This window comes from Verrucomicrobiota bacterium, assembly GCA_037139415.1.
Classification (GTDB): Bacteria; Verrucomicrobiota; Verrucomicrobiia; order Limisphaerales; family Fontisphaeraceae; genus JBAXGN01.
The window spans coordinates 1-19,237 of sequence record JBAXGN010000157.1 but is presented as its reverse complement, the minus strand read 5'-3'; the positions used below and the strand labels follow the sequence as shown (position 1 = coordinate 19,237).

Sequence of the window (19,237 nt, the reverse complement as noted above, 5' to 3'; positions counted from 1 at the left end):
AGTTGCATCTGGTCCGGCAGAGCATCCCGCCAACCAGCACGAAAAAGCGGGCGGCAAAAAATATGCCCCGGCGCGCGATAATGACCTTGCACAGACATTAAAGATTCAGAAGTTGTTGACGGCAGGGCAGAATGGACATAACTTAAGTGAACATAACATACATTGTGCGAAAATACGATGCCAGGCAAAAATAACGTACAAGCCATTATTATGTATGCTATTGGGTCGTTAAATGAGACCAGCCAAACCGTTCGCCAAATGGCCAGTACACGAAAAAGGATTTCCCAATCACATTGTCGCGTGGCACGTAGCCCCAATCCCGTGAATCCCATGAGTTCATGGTGTTGTCACCCATTGCCAAGTAACTGTTCTTGGGTACAACGTAGGTTGCTTGTTCATCGGGAAAATTTCTAGCGGGAATGTTTTTCCCGATTTTATACGCCATTTCGGCGTTCACATGGCCAAAATACCGTCCTTCGCGGTATTCTTTGCCGAAGGTATAGACATTTTCAAAGCCCGGCGTGCCGGCATCCAAACGTTTGCCGTTGATCCTCAAATGTTGGTCGTTGCCAATTTTGACCTCTTCATTGCCTTTGGCAACCATGCGTTTGATGTAAAATTGGTTCTGCGGCAGCATACTAATGCCTTTGGTTTCAAAGACGATGATATCACCGCGTTCCGGGTGCCGGAAATTGAAGGATACCCGGTCCACGAACAGATGGTCGCCGCTGATGACTTTGACCTTGACGATATCTTCGCCCGCTTTGAACGTGTGCGGAATGAGCATCCCATTGGCCTGCTTGTCCGCCAATCCAGCGCGGACCGGAAAATTATCCGGCGGAAACCAGACGGTATAACTCTCGTCGCCAATATAAATAATTTGCTTTAAATTGAATAATAATAACTTTATGGGGGCGCTGACCCCTTTGAGTTCACCATCGGCCTTGGCCACAATATGGAAATAGCTGGTGCCTTTGAACCAGGAGTCCACAAATGCCTGGAAGCCGCTGGGGACAGTCACGTCCGGTTTGTTGCGCAAGTCTTCCTCCGTGATCCCATACAGCGTCGGTTGCATGGAACCGGTGGGAATTTTGAAAGGTTGCAAAAAGAACGTTCGGATGCCCATGGCCACCGCGATGGCCACCAGGAACACCTCGATATTTTCGCGATAACCGGCATGGGGATATGGTTTCAGCCATTGGTTGGCCACTTTTTCCAGGGTTGCCATCCCTTCCAGCAGCTTCTTCTGGTCACTGGCAGTCTCCGTAACCTGATATAATTCGCGGCACGCTTGTTCGATCACCTCAATGGCTTGGGGTGAGAGAATGTCACATTGAGCGCGCATCAACTTGTGGACATGCCGTCGCATATCCACCGCCTGGCGCAGAGTCTTGGAAAAAAACCAACGGATATAAATACTCATGGGATGGAAAATATCGAATTGGCGGCTTAAGCCTTCAGCACCTCAATAAACGCTTCCTGCGGAATATTGACCGCACCAATGCTTTTCATGCGTTTTTTGCCTTCCTTTTGTTTTTCAAGCAATTTGCGTTTGCGGGAGATATCGCCACCGTAGCATTTGGCGGTCACGTCTTTGCGAAAGGCGCTCACTGTTTCTCGGGCAACAATTTTCCCGCCAATCGCCGCTTGGATCGCCACCATATATTGCTGCCGCGGGATGACTTCCCTGAGTTTGGCGGCGAGCACACGGCCGCGGCCATCCGCTTTATCCCGATGAACAATACACGAGAACGCATCCACCGGTTCATTGTTCACCAACATGTCGAGCTTAACCATGTCGCTAACACGCGCCTCGATAAACTCATAATCCATGGAGCCATAACCGCGCGTAATGCTTTTAATGCGATCATGAAAATCAATCAGGATTTCATTCAGCGGCGTGTTGGCAGTGAGCATGACACGTTTGCTATCCAAGGTTTCCGTGTGGACCACTTCACCCCGTTTTTCGGTGATCAAAGCCATCATGTCGCCAATATTTTCATTGGGACAGATGACAAACGCGCGGACCATGGGTTCCTCGATGCTCTTGATATAGGTGACATCCGGCATAAAGACCGGGTTATCAATGGTTTTGACCGTGCCATCATGCATCGTTACGCGATAGACTACGCTAGGATAGGTGGCGATGATGTCCATGCCATATTCGCGCCGCAACCGTTCCTGCACAATTTCCATGTGCAGCAAACCCAGGAATCCGCAACGAAACCCGAACCCAAGCGCCACGGAACTTTCCGCCGAATAAACAAACCCGGAGTCGTTGAGCTTTAATTTGGCCAGGTTGGCTTTCAAGTGCTCGTAATCCGCAGTGTTAATTGGATAAATGCCGCTAAACACCATGGGGTGTACTTCCTTGAAACCCGGCAAGGGACCCGATGGACGGCGCGAATCCGTGATCGTATCGCCCATCTTTACTTCCTGCGGCGTCTTGATGTTGGCGGTAATATATCCCGTTTCGCCGGTTTCCAGTTTTTCGCGCTGGTACGGTTTGGGATTAAAACTGCCAACTTCCTTGATTTCCACGGTTTTACCGGAATGCAGCAACTTCACCATCATGCCGGGCTTCAGTTCGCCGTTAAACACACGGACATAAGTGATGACGCCCTTATAGGTATCAAAAATGGAATCAAACACCAGCGCCTGCATCGAGTCCGCGCCGGTTGGTTTCGGGGGCGGCACTCGTTGCACGACGGCCTCCAGAATTTCCTCAATGCCATTGCCCTCCTTGGCACTGGCACAAATGGCACCTTCCGCCGGAATGGCAAGAATGTCCTCCAACTGTTGTTTGGCTTGTGGAATATCCGCGTGGGGCAGGTCAATTTTATTGATGACCGGGATAATTACGAGGTTTTGCTTCATCGCCAGATGCACATTGGCGACGGTCTGTGCTTCCACTCCTTGGGCCGCATCCACAATGAGCAAGGCGCCTTCACATGCACTTAGGCTGCGGGACACTTCGTAAGTGAAATCCACGTGTCCGGGAGTATCAATCAGGTTCAACTCGTACGTTTCGCCGTCTTTGGCAGTGTAAAGCATCGTTACCGGATGTGCCTTAATGGTAATTCCACGTTCCTTCTCCAGGTCCATGGCATCCAAATGCTGGTCCGTCATGTCACGATCTTTTACGGTGCCTGTTCGCTGCAGGAGGCGGTCGGAAAGCGTCGTTTTCCCATGATCAATATGGGCGATAATGCTAAAATTTCGTATATGTGCTATGTCCATTGCAAATCCAATAATCTCTATTACGAAAACTGGCGGGGTCCCCTGCCCTTAGCGGTCCTGGATACAGTCGCCCCGGTGCTCAGTTCCCGTAGAGGAGTAAAGATAACCTCATTACAGCAGAAGTGAAGCTGAAACTTTGCACTTCTTTTTATCCTTGCTTGGCTTCACGGTCCATTTTACGACGTTTTTACTGAAAATAAGAACTTTTCAATGACCAGTAAAAAAATCATAATGGCTTATCCGAAAGGCGGTTTTGATAAGCGTAGATAAAAACTTTCAAATAGTGTTTGACAGAAAAATTATATGAGGTATATATACACGTGTTGATGAAGTACGGGTTTCGTGAAACCAGTTTTCGGGCAAAGCTAAAATTGATCTTTGATTGCCCAATAGATTTCAGCGGTGGTGTGATACAAGCCGTCGCTGGATTACTACGAGACCTACACTGTATTGATTCGAAATTCACCGGGCCGCCACGCCTTCCTCAGGCTGTGCGGCCCGGATTTGCTTTAGTGAGATGCTTTCTTTGTAAAATTGGTTCATAACTATCTGTAGCTGCTATATATTAACTATTGCAACATGTGGTTCTAAACCGCCCGTAATTTTCAGCCGTCCGTCGTTTTACAATTGCCATGGTTGCCTTTTTGCGGTTCCATGCCGCCATGCAAAAGATGTTCACACTCGGTATGGCTTGTGTTATGGCAATTTCATTATGCAAACAACCAGTATCCGGTGCGACCGTGCCGGACGCGATTCCGCTCTGGCCAAAGGGAGCACCGGGCGATAATGGTGAAATTGGTGAAGAAAAGGACACTACCAAACCCAATGGGGGGCTGGTTGCTGGCAAATCGGTGATCCGGTTGGGCAATGTCTCAAATCCCACCATTTCCGTGTATCGTCCGCCGCAAGACAAGGAAACCGGCACTGCCGTCGTAGTGTGCCCAGGCGGCGGTTACAGCATCCTGGCCATGGACCTCGAAGGCACGGAAATTTGCGAATGGCTCAATTCAATTGGGGTTACCGGCGTGTTGCTAAAGTATCGGGTGCCAGCGCGCAAGGGTGGGGAAAAGAATTGGGCACCGCGCCAGGATGCCCAACGCGCCGTCAGCTTAGTGCGGCACCGCGCCAAGGAATGGAACCTGGATTCCAAACGGATCGGTATTATGGGCTTTTCCGCCGGAGGCCATTTATCGGCGGTGACCAGCACCAGTTATGAAAAGCGCGGGTATGAACCGGTGGATGACGCGGATCAAGCCAGTTGCCGTCCTGATTTTTCACTGCTGATTTATCCCGCCTACCTGGCCATCAAGGAACAGGATAATAAGTTGGCACCGGACCTGAATATCACCAGCAATACGCCGCCCGCGTTTCTGGTGATGACCGAGGATGACAATATCCGGGTGGAAAATTGCCTTTTCTATTACCTTGCCTTGAAAAACGTGAAAGTGCTGGCGGAGATGCACTTGTACGCTGCTGGCGGGCACGGCTATGGTTTGCGCCCCACCATTCGCACCGTCACCACCTGGCCCAAACGCGCCGAAGAATGGTTGCGCGGCATGGGCATGTTGGAGCTTAAGAAGTAGGGCTGGTTTGCGCCGCGTCGTAGATGTCTTTGATGACCAGTCCGGCGAGCGTGAAACCAAAGATCGCGGTAATATGGGCGGTGCTGCCGTTAACGGCGGCTTTCATGCTGCACCACTCATGGCTGGCAAGTTCAGCGTCGCCCGGGCCGTTTTTGGATTTCGGACAAAAACACTTTTCCGTGCCACAAGCGGGATCGGCCCCGGCATTTTTCAAAACCTCATCGCTATAGACGCACAAGAATTCCTTGGCCGGCAATTCACCCCGGCGAATCCGGCTTCGAATCATGGCGGCAAAGGGGCATCCTTGAATCTCCCAGAACTTACCCACGCGGATACGCGTGGGATCCACTTTGAGGGCGGAACCCATTGAAGAAAAGAACCGGGCGTTGGTGCGGGTGGCGAAGCGGATGAGATAAATCTTGTTAATCAGGCTGTCAATGGCGTCTATGATATAGTCGTATGAATCCAGTTCAAATTGATCTTGCGTCTCTTTGTTGAAGATTTTTTGCAGGTTGGTAATTTCGGCCGAGGGATTGATTTCCAGCAGTCGCTTTTTCAGCACATCGGTCTTCACCTCGCCCACAGTTTGCGTGGTGGCATGCACCTGCCGGTTGATATTGGTGACGCAGATCCGATCTGAATCCACCATGGTCAATTTTCGGATGCCGGTTCGCACCAGACTTTCCGCCGTCCAACTTCCCACCCCGCCAATTCCAAAGATAATGACGTTTTTTTTGGCCATTACGGCCATTTTGTCTTTCCCTAAAAGCAACTCGGTTCGATGGAAAATACCTCGTTCAATCTTCATAGGCTGATAATGAGATCGCTTTCAGGATACCGTAAACTCTTGGAATTTTCGCTTCCACTAGTTAGGGGGCGTATTCGTTAGCTTTACCAAGGCGGCTTTCGCTTCAATATTACCTTGAGCGGCTGATAGTGTGAGCCAATAGACGGCCAAACCTTGGTCTTTTTCAACGCCAGTACCCGTCCCATACCGAATTCCCAGCGAACACTGGCCAGAAGCAAGCCCATTGCTTGCTTGCCGTTGCTGCCATTGCAATGAGCGCAGATCAATCTCAGCCTCATTTTTTGCTTTTGCCTTTGCTTCAGCTTCTAACTTCAGCCTTACCACTCGCGCCGCTGCCTCTCTTTTTTCATAAGCTTCCATGTTTCTCTGTGATTCCATATTTCGCTGCAACTCCGCTATTCTTTGTTCAGCATCACGTTCAGCTTGTTGTTTGGCTGCATCGTTATTCGTTGTTTTGCCGTAACGACGATCTAATTCTTCAGCAAAAGCGGCAATGTCACCTTTGCCATATTCTTCCCATGCCTGTCCTGTTTTCTCAAAAACAGCATCAAGAATTTGAACGTTTGTCATGCTGATATTATAACGGGATGCCAAATACTTTATGCGTTTAGCCATTTCAAATGGTCCCATTTCAGACAGGTATGTAGGCAGTTCACCAATTGCCTGATAACAAAAGAAGCAACCGATTAGAATTATTCGCACTATCTTTCTCATAAAGTTAGTATAGGAGTGGGGCACAATGGTTAAAAAGTCAAAAAATATAAACCGTAAAAACATTGTATTGTTTTTACAGGTTAAAAAAGGTGGTGCCAGAGGAGGGAGTTGAACCCCCGACCAAGGGCTTATGAGTCCCCTGCTCTACCCCTGAGCTACTCTGGCACATACCCGATCACAACCGGAGTTGAATTCTCTCATAAACTGAGAAAATGTCAACCGCCGGCAGCACCTGCGGGCGCGTATTTATGCATCCGAACATGGTTTAGACAAGTTTTTTTTCAGCTTTTTTGCGTCCGGCGATTTCATGATTGTCTGGCCTTGCCATCCTGAGTGCGAGTCATGGGCACAAACCTCACTGGCAGCACCGCCCGCTCCAATAGTTCACCACCCGTTTTCTCCAGGTAAAACAAATCCTGGCCAGCGTCGTGCTGGACTGGAATGATCATGCGTCCGCCTTCGTTCAATTGGTCCAGCAGTGGTGCGGGCACATGATCCGGGGAGCAAGTGACAATCACCGCGTCAAAGGGCGCATGTTCCGCCCATCCTTGATAGCCATCACCGGCCTTGATGAACACGTTGGTTACTCCAAGTCGTCGCAGCGTGCTTGCAGCTTCCGCAGCCAGTGGGGCAACAATCTCCACCGAATAAACCACTTTCACCAAGCGGGCCAGTACGGCGGCCTGATAGCCTGACCCGGTGCCGATCTCCAACACGCGTTCCTCCGGTTTTGGGGCCAACTTTTCCGTCATGAACGCCACAATATATGGCTGGGAAATGGTCTGCCGATGGCAGATGGGAACCGGATGATCATCATAGGCCTCGTCCCGCAGGTCCGCCGTAATAAATTCATGCCTTGGCACAGTTTCCATGGCTGCCAATACGGCTTCATTGGTAATATTGCGTCCCGGCGCAGCCAGTTGCTCTGCCACCATTCGCCGACGTTGGGCTGCAAAAACAATATCTGAGTGGGTATTACCACTCGTGCCGGACTGGCTAAAACTGTCGGATGCCATAAGAACTGGAATCAACCACGCGTTGCGTGAGACTCAAGTCAAACTAAACATACATTCGATGATGAGCTTTTCCAGAGGAAAAAACGGCTAAATATGTGCATCCATTCCGGCGCAGGAACAGACCAAGTTGCGGTCGCCGAAGACATTGTCCACGCGGCTCACGGACGGCCAGAATTTCCAGTCCTTGAGACTCTTTACCGGAAAGGCGGCCTGCTCGCGGCTATAGGGCCGGTTCCAATCGCCGGCGATGACGTCTGCCGTATGCGGCGCGTTCTTCAAGGGGTTATTGAGCGGGTCCATCTGCCCGGTTTCCACGGCCATGATTTCGCCATGAATGGCGATCATTGCTTCGCAAAAACGGTCCAACTCAACCTTTGGCTCACTCTCCGTGGGTTCCACCATCAGAGTGCCGGCTACCGGCCACGAAAGCGTGGGGGCGTGAAAGCCGAAATCCATCAATCGTTTGGCCACGTCTTCCGCCGTGACGCTTTTGAATTTACGCAAATCCAAGATACATTCGTGCGCCACAAAGCCGCCGTGCCCCCGGAAAAGCGTCGGGTAATAGGCCTCAAGTCGCTTGGAAATATAATTGGCGTTTAGGATGGCGTAGCGGGTCGCTTCGGTGAGCCCATGGCTGCCCATCATGGCGATGTACGCCCAAGAGATGGGTAAAATGCTGGCGCTGCCCCACGGGGTGGCCGAAACCGCGCCCTGCTGCAGCCCCTTGGCCGGTTGCCGAACCACGTGTCCGGGCAGAAACGGCGCAAGGTGTCGAGCGACACAGATCGGGCCCACGCCTGGACCGCCGCCGCCATGAGGAATGGCGAAGGTCTTGTGCAAATTCAAATGGCAGACATCCGCGCCGATGTTCGCGGGGGAAGTCAGGCCGACCTGCGCATTCATGTTCGCGCCGTCCATGTACACCTGCCCGCCATGCGAGTGAATGATTTGGCACAGGTCACGAATCCCTTCTTCAAAGACGCCGTGAGTGGAAGGATATGTGACCATCACACAGGCTAGGTTTGCCGCGTTAGTTTCGGCTTTGGCCTTCAAATCGGCCAGGTCCACGTTACCCTTGGTATCGCACGCCACAGCTACCACTTTCAGTCCCGCCATGACGGCGCTGGCCGGGTTGGTGCCGTGTGCGGAAACGGGGATCAAGCAAATCTGCCGGTGCCCTTCGCCCCGGGCCTTATAAAAATTCCGGATAACTAATAGGCCTGCGTATTCGCCCTGACTACCGGCATTGGGTTGGAGGGAGACGGCGGCAAAGCCGGTGATTTCCTGGAGCCACTGCTCCAATTGCTCGCACAGCGTATGATAGCCTTCCGTCTGGTCAGCAGGCGCAAACGGATGCATCCGCGCAAGTTCCGGCCAGGTGATCGGCAGCATTTCCGCGGCGGCGTTCAGCTTCATCGTGCAGGAGCCCAGCGGGATCATGGAATGACAGAGGGACAGATCGCGCGACTCCAGCCGGCGCAAGTAACGCAGCATCTCGGTTTCGGAATGGCAGCGATGGAAAACCGCGTGGGTCAGGTAAGCGCTGGTACGGGCGTGTGGGATAGCGTAATCAGGGCAGCCAACCGTGGCTGCCAAATCCTTCACGGTGAACACCACCGCCTGGTCCCGGTTCAAAATACGCCAAAGGGTCTCAATATCCTCAGGGTTGGTCGTCTCATCCAAAGCGATACTGATCGTCTGCACATCCAGCACCCGCAGGTTGACGGCGTGCCGCGCGGCGATCTCCGTGACTTGTATGGAGTTCATGCCGTTCAAACCCACGCGCAACGTGTCAAAGAATGGTTCTGCTGGCACAGCTTGGCCCAAACGCTTCAGGCCGGCGGCGAACACCTGTGCGAGCCAGTGGATGCGCCGGGCAATTTGCCGCAATCCTTCCGGGCCGTGATACACAGCATAAGCGGCAGCGATATTCGCCAGCAATGCCTGTGCGGTACAAATGTTGCTTGTGGCTTTTTCCCGGCGAATATGCTGTTCGCGCGTGCCGAGCGAAAGGCGCAACGCTGGACGCCCACGAGCATCCTTGGAAACACCCACCAAGCGGCCAGGCATCTGCCGCTTATAAACGTCCCGAGTGGCAAAGTAAGCGGCGTGCGGACCACCGAAACCAAGCGGCACGCCAAAACGTTGGGTATTTCCCACTGCCACATCCGCACCGAATTCGCCGGGGGGCCGCAATAACGTGAGCGACAGGATGTCGGCCACCACCACGACCAGCGCGCCGGCTTGATGCGCCCGCTGCGCCAGAGCCGTGTAATCCTCCACGCGCCCCTCCGTCGTGGGATATTGCAGCAGCACGCCGCAGACCGTTTGATCGAAGGTGAACGCATGATGGTCCCCTACCCTTACTTCAATGCCAAGTGCCTCCGCGCGCGTGCGCACCACGTCAATGTTTTGCGGATGGCACGCCGACGAAACCAAAAAGAGTTTCCGGCCTTCCGGTTCCTTGACGCGATGGCATAGCATCATCGCCTCGGCGGCGGCGGTAGCTTCGTCCAACATGGAAGCGTTGGCGACGTCCAGTGCGGTTAAATCGCAGACCATGGTCTGGAAATTCAACAGCATCTCCATGCGCCCCTGGGAAATCTCGGATTGGTACGGCGTATATTGAGTGTACCAGCCCGGGTTCTCCAGGATATTGCGCTGAATCACCGGCGGCGTGATGCAATCATGAAACCCCATGCCGATATACGAACGGAACACGCGGTTCTTCGCAGCAATGGCGCGCAAATCGGCCAGCGCTTGGAACTCCCCGCGCGGTGCCGGCAGTGTCATCGGTTTGCCCAGGCGGATTTGCCGCGGCACCACTGCGGCCACCAATTCCTCCAGGGAACCGACCCCGCAGCCCTTGAGCATCTCGGCGGTATCCGCTGGATTCGGGCCGATATGGCGCGTGACAAATTGATCGGGGTGGGAAAATGGAAATGAACCGCTCATCCCCTCAGTGGTGGAATGGGCAGCAGCATCGTGATCGGCGGTTGGTGTACCAGTTGTCGGTCCAGACATGCATGGAAATTAAAACCTGGCGGCAACAATGCAAGAAGGAATTCACATGAGCAGTCCGCCCGTGCTACAGACCGTCATGTTATTGGCAGAAATTCCCCCAAAATGCCCTATTATCCGGAATGACGTCGGGAAAGTAATCCCCTGCCCCGCCGCTACCACACCTGCAACGCCACCGACCCCGCCCCGCTGCGCTCGAAAGGTCCGGCCACTGGATGTGTTTTACTGCGTTTCTTGCCGAAGAAATCGGAATTGATGATCAACGGCGAGCCATCGGCGTTCTCGTAGGCCACGCCCGGGATTTTCGCGTTGCCGAGCAGCGCGGTCGTGACGGGCATCGTGTCGGCCTGCTTCAATTCTGGTGGCAGGGTGAGGTGCAGCGTAAAGCGCCTCTTTTCTTCCACCAGCTTCAATTCGGGATTAAAATTCGTCAGCACAAGGTAACTGGCTTCCCTGGCGTAAGGTTGCACGCCATAGCAGGAAACATTGCCGCCGGTTTGCAGTGGGTATTCCCGAAGGTCATAAACCCAAAGTCCATATCCCGAAACGCGGCGATGACGCTCGTCCTTCTTGGCCACTTCCCCAACGCTGCCGCCCGCGCCGACGATAAGGTTGTTATAATACCGGTTATCCCCGCCCTTGATCGAACTTAACCCCGCCATTTTGGTCGAATGCGCGGGGTGATACGGCGTCTCGCGCTTCAGTTCCTCGGTGCTGTTAATCTTGCCGGCGAAAAGATTATGCACATACGCGCCGCCCTCGGACATATCCAGCAGGCTTGTAGCGGAAAGGAACAAATTGTTATCCACCACGAACGGCCCGTGATCCACTTCCACAAACAAATCCTCGCTCGCGTTGTCATGGAAGAGATTTCCCGAAACGCGCGTGCCTTGCGCCATCCAATCCAGCCAGAGTCCCCGGCAAGTGCGGTAGATATGATTGCCGCGAATCTCCGTATCAATCGCCGCGTGAAACTTAATGCCCCCCATTTCCGCGCCACCGAACAGGCGGCGCACATGGATGTCGTGAATCACATTACCAGCAATCGTGCTAAAGGAACATCCCAGGCTGCCAACGATTCCCGCCTGCTCGCAATGCGTGATGGTATTATTGCGAACAATGTGATGCCCGATGTTTTCCTTGGTCCAAGGAATGGCATGCGCGTGCGCGCGCTCAATGGTTTTCACATACCCCTCGGCGCTGTTGGCGGAGGTGTTATCATACTGGTCGCCGTGCTTGCCCAGCGCAATCCCGGAACAGACCGAGTGGCTGACCACATTATTCTCGATGATCCAGCCCTTGCTCCAATGTGTGCCGATGAGCCCGATCTGCTCGGCGGTCGGCGGCGCCCACGGCGTGGCGGCGTGGCGCAGGACGAACCCGCGCACCGTGATAAAATTGCGCCCGGGCTGGTCGGGATAAAACACCGTTTGCCGCGCATTGATCTCCACCAACTGCTCATTCGGGTTCACGCTCTTGAACTGCGCCCAGATCGTCGTATTCGTGCCATCCACCTGCGTGAACCACAGATTGGGATTCAGCGTCGTCGGCTTATTATTCTTGAACACTAGGCAAATCGTCTTGAGGCCGCTCTGCGGCTTGATTTTGGCAAAGAGCGTCGTCCACGCTTGCCAGCCGCCGGTATTCGTCACCGTGCAAACCCCCAGCAATTCCCCTTCGGGCGAGTCGAGACGAATCTCGATATTCCCACCCGCCGAGGCCGAGGCCACGCGCACGATCATCCGCCCCGTATCCTTCAGGAAATCCACCCGCTCATAACGCGCCCAATCCCCGTGCATGATCCAGCCCAGGCAATCGCCGCCCTCCGCGCACGGCGCGTTCGTCGTCCCGCTCCGCGCGGCAAAACTCGTGGCCGCAATGCGCGGGCCGCTGCCCGCGTCATAGGCGGGCCCGAGCCACGCCACGTTCAGCAACACCTGCCGATCGCCTTTGCTTACCCACGTCGGGCTGCCCGACATCAAAACTTCCTCCAACTTCGTCGCCTCCGTCAACCAATCCCCGTTCAAATACACGGCGCCGGTGTGATGCTCGCGCTTATTGGCCGTAAACCAATCGCCCCGGATCAAATCGCCATACGGGTTAAACCCCTTGAAGAACGTGTTCGGCAGCGTCGCCTTCCATACATTCTCCTGCACCTTCACCCAGTCCTTGATGACTTCCGAACCCTTTATCTCCACCCGCTCCCCCTTCGCGGCCTGATAAATAATCCGCTCCGATTCGGAAGTCCCGCCCCGGGGGGGATTAATGCGCTCGCGATACACGCCCGCATGCACCGTGATCACATCGCCCGGCGCGGCGACCCGTGCCGCCGCGCTGATGGTCTGGAACGGTTTGGATTTTGTACCCAGGTTTTGATCGTTGCCCTTGATGGACACATGATACTCTTTGGCCATCGTCGCAGAGGTTGCGACGATGAACAACAACATGGCGGATAACTTCTTCATAATCATTCTTCAATTCGGGTCACTGGCTTCGCCTTAGCATTAATTACCGGTCCAAGGAAAAGCAATGCCAAAAACACGTCATCTTTATTCCAAGCAGTTAGTGTCACCTTCCAATCACCTCAGGTGGGCCACTCCCGGGGCATAGTGTTTCAATCATTGGGCGGTGGTGGTTTATCCGAAAATTGTTTTGAAGCGTGTCTAATTGTCTTGGACACCCATCGGGACACCCAATGGTAAATTGCGCTGGCGAAGGGAGCGCGGTTCTGCCATCCTCCGGCAGTGGCAATGAACGAGTTGGACGCAATCGAGCACGCTTCCACCGCAGCGCGTACCCGGCTGCGGTTGGTGGTGCGCGGGGCGGTGCAGGGGGTGGGGTTTCGGCCAATGGTTTTCCGGCTGGCGACGGAATTGGGATTGACGGGTTGGGTGAATAATTCGCCGCAAGGAGTGGTGATTGAAGTGGAGGGATTGCCATCCGCCGTCCGTGCATTCTGGTTGCGGCTGGAGCCGGAGCGTCCGCCGCGCGCGTTCATTCAAAGCCTGGAGACCAGCTTCCTGGACCCGGCGGGATATGCCACGTTTGAAATCCAGGCGAGCACCGAGGCGGGCGGCAAATCGGCGTTCATCCTCCCGGACATCGCCACTTGCCCGGACTGTTTACGGGAGATTTTTGATCCGGCCAACCGGCGTTACCAGTATCCGTTCACCAACTGCACTCATTGCGGCCCCCGCTTCAGCATCATCCAGGCGCTGCCTTATGATCGGCCTAATACGACGATGCGGCAATTCACGATGTGCCCGGCGTGCCGGGCGGAATATGAGAACCCCGCCGACCGCCGCTTCCATGCGCAGCCGAATGCCTGCCCGGTCTGTGGCCCGCAATTGACGTGGTGGAATGCCCAGGGGCAACTGCTGGCCGTGCGCGAGGATGCGCTGACGCAGACGGTCCGCGCCATCCGCGCGGGGGCGATTGTGGCGGTGCAGGGCCTGGGTGGTTTCCATTTGATGGCGGATGCGCGGCAGGAATCCGCCGTGAGCCGCTTGCGGGAACGCAAATGCCGCGAGGAAAAACCGTTTGCCTTGATGTGCCCTGATCTCGCCGCCGTTCGCGCGCTGTGCGACGTGACGGAACTCGAACAACGCCTCTTAACGTCCCCCGAATCCCCCATCGTCTTACTGCGCCGCCGACCCGACGCCATTGGACTAGCGGCGGCGGTGGCACCGGGCAACCCGAATTTGGGAGTGATGCTGCCGTACACCCCGTTGCATCATTTGCTGATGCAGGAACTGGGCTTCCCAATCGTGGCGACCAGCGGCAATTTATCAGACGAGCCGATTTGCACAGCGCCAGCCGAGGCGCTGGCAACGTTGGGCGGCACCGCGGATTTCTTCCTGGTGCATGACCGGCCCATTGCGCGGAATGTGGATGATTCCATTGCGCGAGTGATGCTGGGGCGAGAATTGGTGCTGCGCCGGGCGCGGGGATACGCGCCGCTGCCGGTGACGCTCCCCTACCCTGTGCCCCCGTTGCTGGCCGTCGGGGCTCATTTGAAAAACACCGTGGCGGTGGCGGTGGGTGCGCAAGTGTTCCTGAGCCAACACCTGGGCGACCTGGAAACCGCCAAGGCATGTGAATCATTTGAACGGGCAAGCGCAGACCTGCTGCGACTGTACGATCTAAAGCCCGCGCTGGTGGCGTGCGACCTGCATCCCGACTATCGCTCCAGCCAGTTCGCCGCGCGGAGCGGGCTGCCGGTCATGCGCTGTCAGCATCACGCCGCGCATGTCGCCGCGTGCCTGGCGGAAAATGAGCTGGCAGGTCCGGCGCTTGGCGTCGCCTGGGATGGCACGGGCTACGGCCCGGACGGCACGGTGTGGGGCGGCGAGTTCCTGGTGATGACGCGCGGGCAGTGGCGGCGCGTGGCGCACTTGCGCGCGTTCCCATTGCCCGGTGGTGAGGCGGCAGTGAAGGAACCGCGCCGCGTGGCGCTGGGGCTGCTGTATGAAATGTTTGGCGACCCGCTTTGGAACCAGACGGACCTCCCTGTGCTGGAACTCTTCCTGCCTGCGGAACGCGCCATCTTGCGCGCCATGCTGGAAAAAGGTCTCAACACCCCGCGCACCACCAGCGCCGGCAGACTCTTCGACGCCGTGGCCGCGCTGGCGCTGGTGCTGGGCAGGCAACGGATGAATTTCGAGGGCCAGGCCGCCATGGAATTGGAATGGCTGGCGGAAGGCGTGACGGCTGAAACGTGCTTTGAGTTTGCCCTATCGCCAGCACTTCAGACGGCGGGCACAGATGCCGCGCCAATCATCGTGGATTGGGCACCCATGATCCATGATCTCCTGAAAGACCTGCGCGAAAAAGTGGCGCCCGGCCTGATATCCGCTAAGTTCCACCAGACGCTGGCGCAAATGGTGCTGGCGGTGGCCCGGCGGGTGGGCGAGCCGAAGGTGGCGCTCACCGGCGGTTGCTTCCAAAACCAGCGGTTGACGGAATTGGCGGTCGCGGCATTGCGCGCCGAAGGCTTCCAGCCTTACTGGCATCAGCGCGTGCCGCCCAATGACGGCGGCATTGCGTTGGGGCAGGCCGTCATGGCAGGCTATGCGCAGCAGCGTTGAACGCTTAAGCACACTTTACAATTATGTGTCTGGCAGTACCGGGTAAAATCATCAGTGTTGACACCGCCAATCCGCAAACGCGGACGGGCAAGGTCAACTTTGGCGGCATCCATAAAGACGTGAACCTCGACTTCGTGCCGGAAGCCGTCGTTGGGGATTACGTGATCGTCCACGTGGGCTTTGCTCTCAGCAAAGTGGACGAGGCGGAAGCCAACCGCGTCTTTGAATACCTCCGGGAAATGAACGAACTCGTGGAACTGGAGGACAACGAGCGCCAGGCGGCGCGCGCCAAGGCCACCACGCCCAGCTAGCGGCTGTTACACCTTGACCCACCGGAAGCCGCCCCATGAAATTCATTGACGAATATCGCGACGCCAGCGGCGTGCATCAATTCGCGCGCGCCCTCCAGACCCTGACCACCCGACCCTGGACCCTGATGGAAATCTGCGGCGGGCAAACCCATGCCATCGTCAAATTCGGCGTGGATGAACTCCTGCCCAAACCCATCACGCTCGTTCACGGCCCCGGCTGCCCGGTCTGCGTCACCCCCGTGGAAATCATTGACAAGGCCATCGAGATTGCCGCCCGCAAGGACGTGATCTTCTGCTCCTTTGGCGACATGCTGCGCGTGCCCGGCACCCGCAAAGACCTGCTCACCGTCAAAGCCGAGGGCGGCGACGTGCGCATGGTCTATTCCCCGCTGGACGCCCTCAAAACCGCGCGGGACAATCCGCAAAAAGAAATCGTCTTCTTTGCCGTGGGCTTTGAAACCACCGCCCCGGCCAACGCCATGGCCGTCCACCAAGCGCGGCAACAAGGCATCCAGAACTTCTCCATCCTCGTCTCGCACGTGCTGGTGCCGCCCGCCATGGAGGCCATTCTATCCTCGCCCCTCAACCGCGTGCAGGGCTTCCTCGCCGCCGGGCACGTCTGCGCCGTCATGGGATTCCACGAATACCCGGCCATCGCGCAGAAATACCGCGTGCCCATCGTCGTCACCGGCTTCGAGCCGCTGGACATCATGCAAGGCATTTACCTGTGCGTGAAGCAACTTGAGGAAGGCCGCGCGGAGGTCGAAAACCAATACTCCCGCTCCGTGCATTACGCAGGCAACGTGCCCGCCCAAAAACTCCTCCAACAAATATTCCACGTGGTGCCCCGCAAATGGCGCGGCGTGGGGCTTATCCCGCGCAGCGGCCTGGGCCTGCGCGAAGAATTTGCCGCCTACGATGCCGAGCACAAATTTGGCGTCGCCCACCTGACGGCGGAAGAATCCACCGAATGCATCAGCGGCCTCGTCTTGCAGGGCGTGAAAAAGCCGCACGAATGCCCCGCCTTCGGCATCCGCTGCAATCCCGAGCACCCCCTGGGCGCAACCATGGTCTCCAACGAAGGCGCCTGTGCCGCCTACTACCGCTACCGCCGATAACTCCCCTGCCCTTTTCCGCTACGGACGGCGTAGCGCCAGAATCAGCGCGTTCAGCGTGTTCTGGTGCCGCCGCCCAAGCGACCGCTGGATGGGTTTCCCTCAATCCGAAAGGATTGACAGCTTGTATACGGTCGGTCGCGAGGGGCACGGGGCGCGACCACCGGAAACGCGGGAAAATGGGGCCGCACCCCGCAGCGGGTGCCAGCAACCCAATTTGGAGTGCGGTGGCAACTGCCGGGGGAATAGGAGCGGCAGGCGACACCGCTTTTGGATTCCGCATTCCGCATTCCGCATTCCGAAATCGATGGTTCCGCATTCCGCATTCCGAAATCGATGGTTCCGCAATCCGCAATCCGCATTCGAGAGTTCCGCAATTATAACCGCCCAGACCAGCAGCGGATTGGATACCCTCAATCCGATTAGACTGAAAGATGATACAACGGAAGGCATCCCCCAAAAACCAAGTCGGCAAAAGAAGCGTTTTTTGATGATCCGCGTGGGCTGAGTTATCTCCAAAACCGATAAATGCACATATTGTTTTTTGGTTAGCATGTAAAATCTCGATAAACGGTCATATCCAGTATTCAATATAGGCAAATATCATGATTTATGGTCATATACGATTTGCGAGTATAATGAATATTCCGATATACGGTCATATTCAATATTGGATATGACCAGAAATACAAATATTCGTTAGTATACAATTTTGTATAAGACCAAATACGTCTGTGAACTATGATATGCAATATTGATGTATATCAAATATCATGATATATATGCATATATAATATTGGATAGCCACGTTTCCGCATTTGACAGGTCGGTTTGGATTTGGCAGAGTGGCTTCCGAGACTTAATTAGTGGCAGTAACTTTTCCGGTCATGGCTTCGTGACAGTAGTTTGCCAGGTTGGCGGTCGGTGATTGGCGGCCAATTGACCGGATATGACATGGATATTTATGAAAGACCTGTCCCGTTTGTTTGAAGTGCCATTCGACGATCCGTAAACAGGGTTCGACTATAACAACACACAATCTGTAATTCGCGCCGTCACCAATATGGAGTGCGGTGGCAACTGCCGGGGGAAAAGGGGCGGCAGGCGACACCGCTTTGGATTTCAACCGTCCAACCGTGATCTTTCAGCCACTCCACTATGCGACACAGGTTCAGAAATTGAAGTTTGGACGACAACAGGAGGATTGGCACATCCATCCAAAGCGGCGTCGCGGCCCCTTCACCCTGCCTTGCCGCACGCACTCCAAAATTGGTCCCTCACCGCCCGAATAGTCCATTCCGCAATCCGCAATCCGCATTCCGAATTTATGGCCCCGCCTTCAGCATTGCCGCCCCCACGGGCGGCCCGGCTGAAATTCATCATTAAAAAAAACGCCCGCCCCGCAAGCGGGGCGGAATAAAACCAAAGGGTAAAAGAAACAAAGAACAAAGCATAAAAAACATCACCTAACGCACAGGCCCCGCCGCCACCACCACCACCCGAAAACCGAGAGTGCTGCCCCGACAATCAGGCCGGCGGAAGTCACGGAACGAGGATAGCAGAGAGCTGGAACCATCGAGGTACCACGACGCCCCGCGCAACACCCGAGAGCCACTTTGGCCATTATAATAATCCTCGCACCACTGCGCGACATTCCCGCCCATATCGTACAGGCCATACGGATTCGCCTTAAAGCTGCCCACTGGCGACGTTGTCGCATACCCATCATCATAACCCTCAATAAAACCACCGAACTTCTGGTGGCTCGTCATATCCGCGTAGTTCCCTGCCCCCTTCGGCGGCGGCCATCCTGTACCCCATGGATAGACACCTTCCAGTTTTCCACTCTTATAACCCGGCGTGCCATTCCCTTCTTTATCCCCAATCCCCACCGCATAGCTCCATTCCGCATCCGTTGGCAACCGATACTCCTGCCCGACGGCCAATTTCCCCTCTCCTTGTTCCTTCTTGGTCAGCCACGCACAGAATGCCTTGGCGTCCTCCCAGCTAACCATCGTCACCGGATGCTCCAGCCCATCGCTCACTGGCACACCCTCATCTTCCACCTTCTTCCACGAAGCATTCACCCCCGGATTGGCAGCGGCATACACCGCATAATCCAGCACCCGCACGTCCCAGATGCCAAACAACACCTTCGTCCCCGCCACCGGTGCAAACGCCATCCCCAAACTATTCGTCCACCGCGCGCCCAACTGCGGCTGCAACTTCCGCCGCTCCGCTTCTTCCTTGGCCTTCTGTTCGGCCAAGGCTTTCAGCCGGGCGTCTTCCTCGGCCTTTCTCTTCGCCTCCTCTTCCCGCGTTTTCTGTTCCGCCAACGCCTT

Annotated in this window: 13 protein-coding genes and 1 tRNA gene; 5 read left to right on the top strand and 9 right to left on the bottom strand. The window is 55.5% G+C overall.

The window, feature by feature from the left end; translation table 11 throughout:
• Nucleotides 1-232: hypothetical protein (locus tag WCO56_22405; GenBank protein ID MEI7732341.1), on the top strand; the 232-nt coding region annotated here is incomplete at its 5' end.
• Here WCO56_22405 and lepB read toward each other — a convergent pair.
• Together lepB and lepA are read right to left on the bottom strand one after the other, a co-directional pair.
• Nucleotides 218-1,423, bottom strand: coding sequence for a signal peptidase I (gene lepB / locus WCO56_22400; protein MEI7732340.1), 1,206 nt, complete (start codon nucleotides 1,421-1,423; stop codon nucleotides 218-220). The genes WCO56_22405 and lepB overlap by 15 nt on opposite strands.
• Before the next feature lie 26 nt (nucleotides 1,424-1,449).
• Nucleotides 1,450-3,240 (bottom strand): translation elongation factor 4, encoded by a 1,791-nt coding sequence (gene lepA, locus WCO56_22395; protein MEI7732339.1) that lies wholly within the window; start codon nucleotides 3,238-3,240, stop codon nucleotides 1,450-1,452.
• 698 nt (nucleotides 3,241-3,938) lie between these two features.
• Here lepA and WCO56_22390 point away from each other — a divergent pair.
• Complete coding sequence (locus tag WCO56_22390) at nucleotides 3,939-4,823, top strand: alpha/beta hydrolase (protein ID MEI7732338.1); 885 nt, start codon at nucleotides 3,939-3,941, stop codon at nucleotides 4,821-4,823.
• Here the strand turns inward: WCO56_22390 and WCO56_22385 are convergent.
• From WCO56_22385 to WCO56_22360, 6 genes are all read right to left on the bottom strand, one after another.
• Nucleotides 4,813-5,631 (bottom strand): tRNA threonylcarbamoyladenosine dehydratase, encoded by an 819-nt coding sequence (locus WCO56_22385; GenBank protein MEI7732337.1) that lies wholly within the window; start codon nucleotides 5,629-5,631, stop codon nucleotides 4,813-4,815. The genes WCO56_22390 and WCO56_22385 overlap by 11 nt on opposite strands.
• Nucleotides 5,632-5,688: 57 nt before the next feature.
• Complete coding sequence (locus WCO56_22380) at nucleotides 5,689-6,408, bottom strand: hypothetical protein (GenBank protein ID MEI7732336.1); 720 nt, start codon at nucleotides 6,406-6,408, stop codon at nucleotides 5,689-5,691.
• Nucleotides 6,409-6,435: 27 nt separating this feature from the next.
• Nucleotides 6,436-6,510: transfer RNA gene (locus WCO56_22375), tRNA-Met, on the bottom strand.
• A 140-nt stretch (nucleotides 6,511-6,650) separates the two neighbouring features.
• Nucleotides 6,651-7,361, bottom strand: coding sequence for a protein-L-isoaspartate(D-aspartate) O-methyltransferase (locus WCO56_22370; protein MEI7732335.1), 711 nt, complete (start codon nucleotides 7,359-7,361; stop codon nucleotides 6,651-6,653).
• A gap of 87 nt (nucleotides 7,362-7,448) precedes the next feature.
• A complete protein-coding gene (gene gcvP, locus WCO56_22365; protein ID MEI7732334.1) occupies nucleotides 7,449-10,316 on the bottom strand; it encodes an aminomethyl-transferring glycine dehydrogenase in 2,868 nt (955 codons plus the stop codon).
• 221 nt (nucleotides 10,317-10,537) lie between these two features.
• The gene (locus WCO56_22360; GenBank protein ID MEI7732333.1) at nucleotides 10,538-12,847 is read right to left on the bottom strand and encodes a carbohydrate-binding protein; all 2,310 of its coding nucleotides are present in this window, start codon (nucleotides 12,845-12,847) and stop codon (nucleotides 10,538-10,540) included.
• Between the two features lie 285 nt (nucleotides 12,848-13,132).
• Here WCO56_22360 and hypF point away from each other — a divergent pair, with 285 nt between their 5' ends.
• Genes hypF through hypD form a run of 3 tightly spaced genes read left to right on the top strand, consistent with a single transcriptional unit; the run spans nucleotide 13,133 to nucleotide 16,898 of the window.
• Nucleotides 13,133-15,469 carry a carbamoyltransferase HypF gene (gene hypF, locus WCO56_22355; protein ID MEI7732332.1) on the top strand — a complete coding sequence of 779 codons (2,337 nt, stop codon included), beginning with the start codon at nucleotides 13,133-13,135 and terminating at the stop codon, nucleotides 15,467-15,469.
• Between the two features lie 23 nt (nucleotides 15,470-15,492).
• Complete coding sequence (locus WCO56_22350) at nucleotides 15,493-15,780, top strand: HypC/HybG/HupF family hydrogenase formation chaperone (protein ID MEI7732331.1); 288 nt, start codon at nucleotides 15,493-15,495, stop codon at nucleotides 15,778-15,780.
• A 35-nt stretch (nucleotides 15,781-15,815) separates the two neighbouring features.
• Nucleotides 15,816-16,898 carry a hydrogenase formation protein HypD gene (gene hypD / locus WCO56_22345; protein MEI7732330.1) on the top strand — a complete coding sequence of 361 codons (1,083 nt, stop codon included), beginning with the start codon at nucleotides 15,816-15,818 and terminating at the stop codon, nucleotides 16,896-16,898.
• A gap of 1,463 nt (nucleotides 16,899-18,361) precedes the next feature.
• On the opposite strand, the gene WCO56_22340 is transcribed toward hypD, so the two are convergent.
• A partial coding sequence (locus WCO56_22340) for an SUMF1/EgtB/PvdO family nonheme iron enzyme (GenBank protein MEI7732329.1) occupies nucleotides 18,362-19,237 on the bottom strand: 876 nt, incomplete at its 5' end.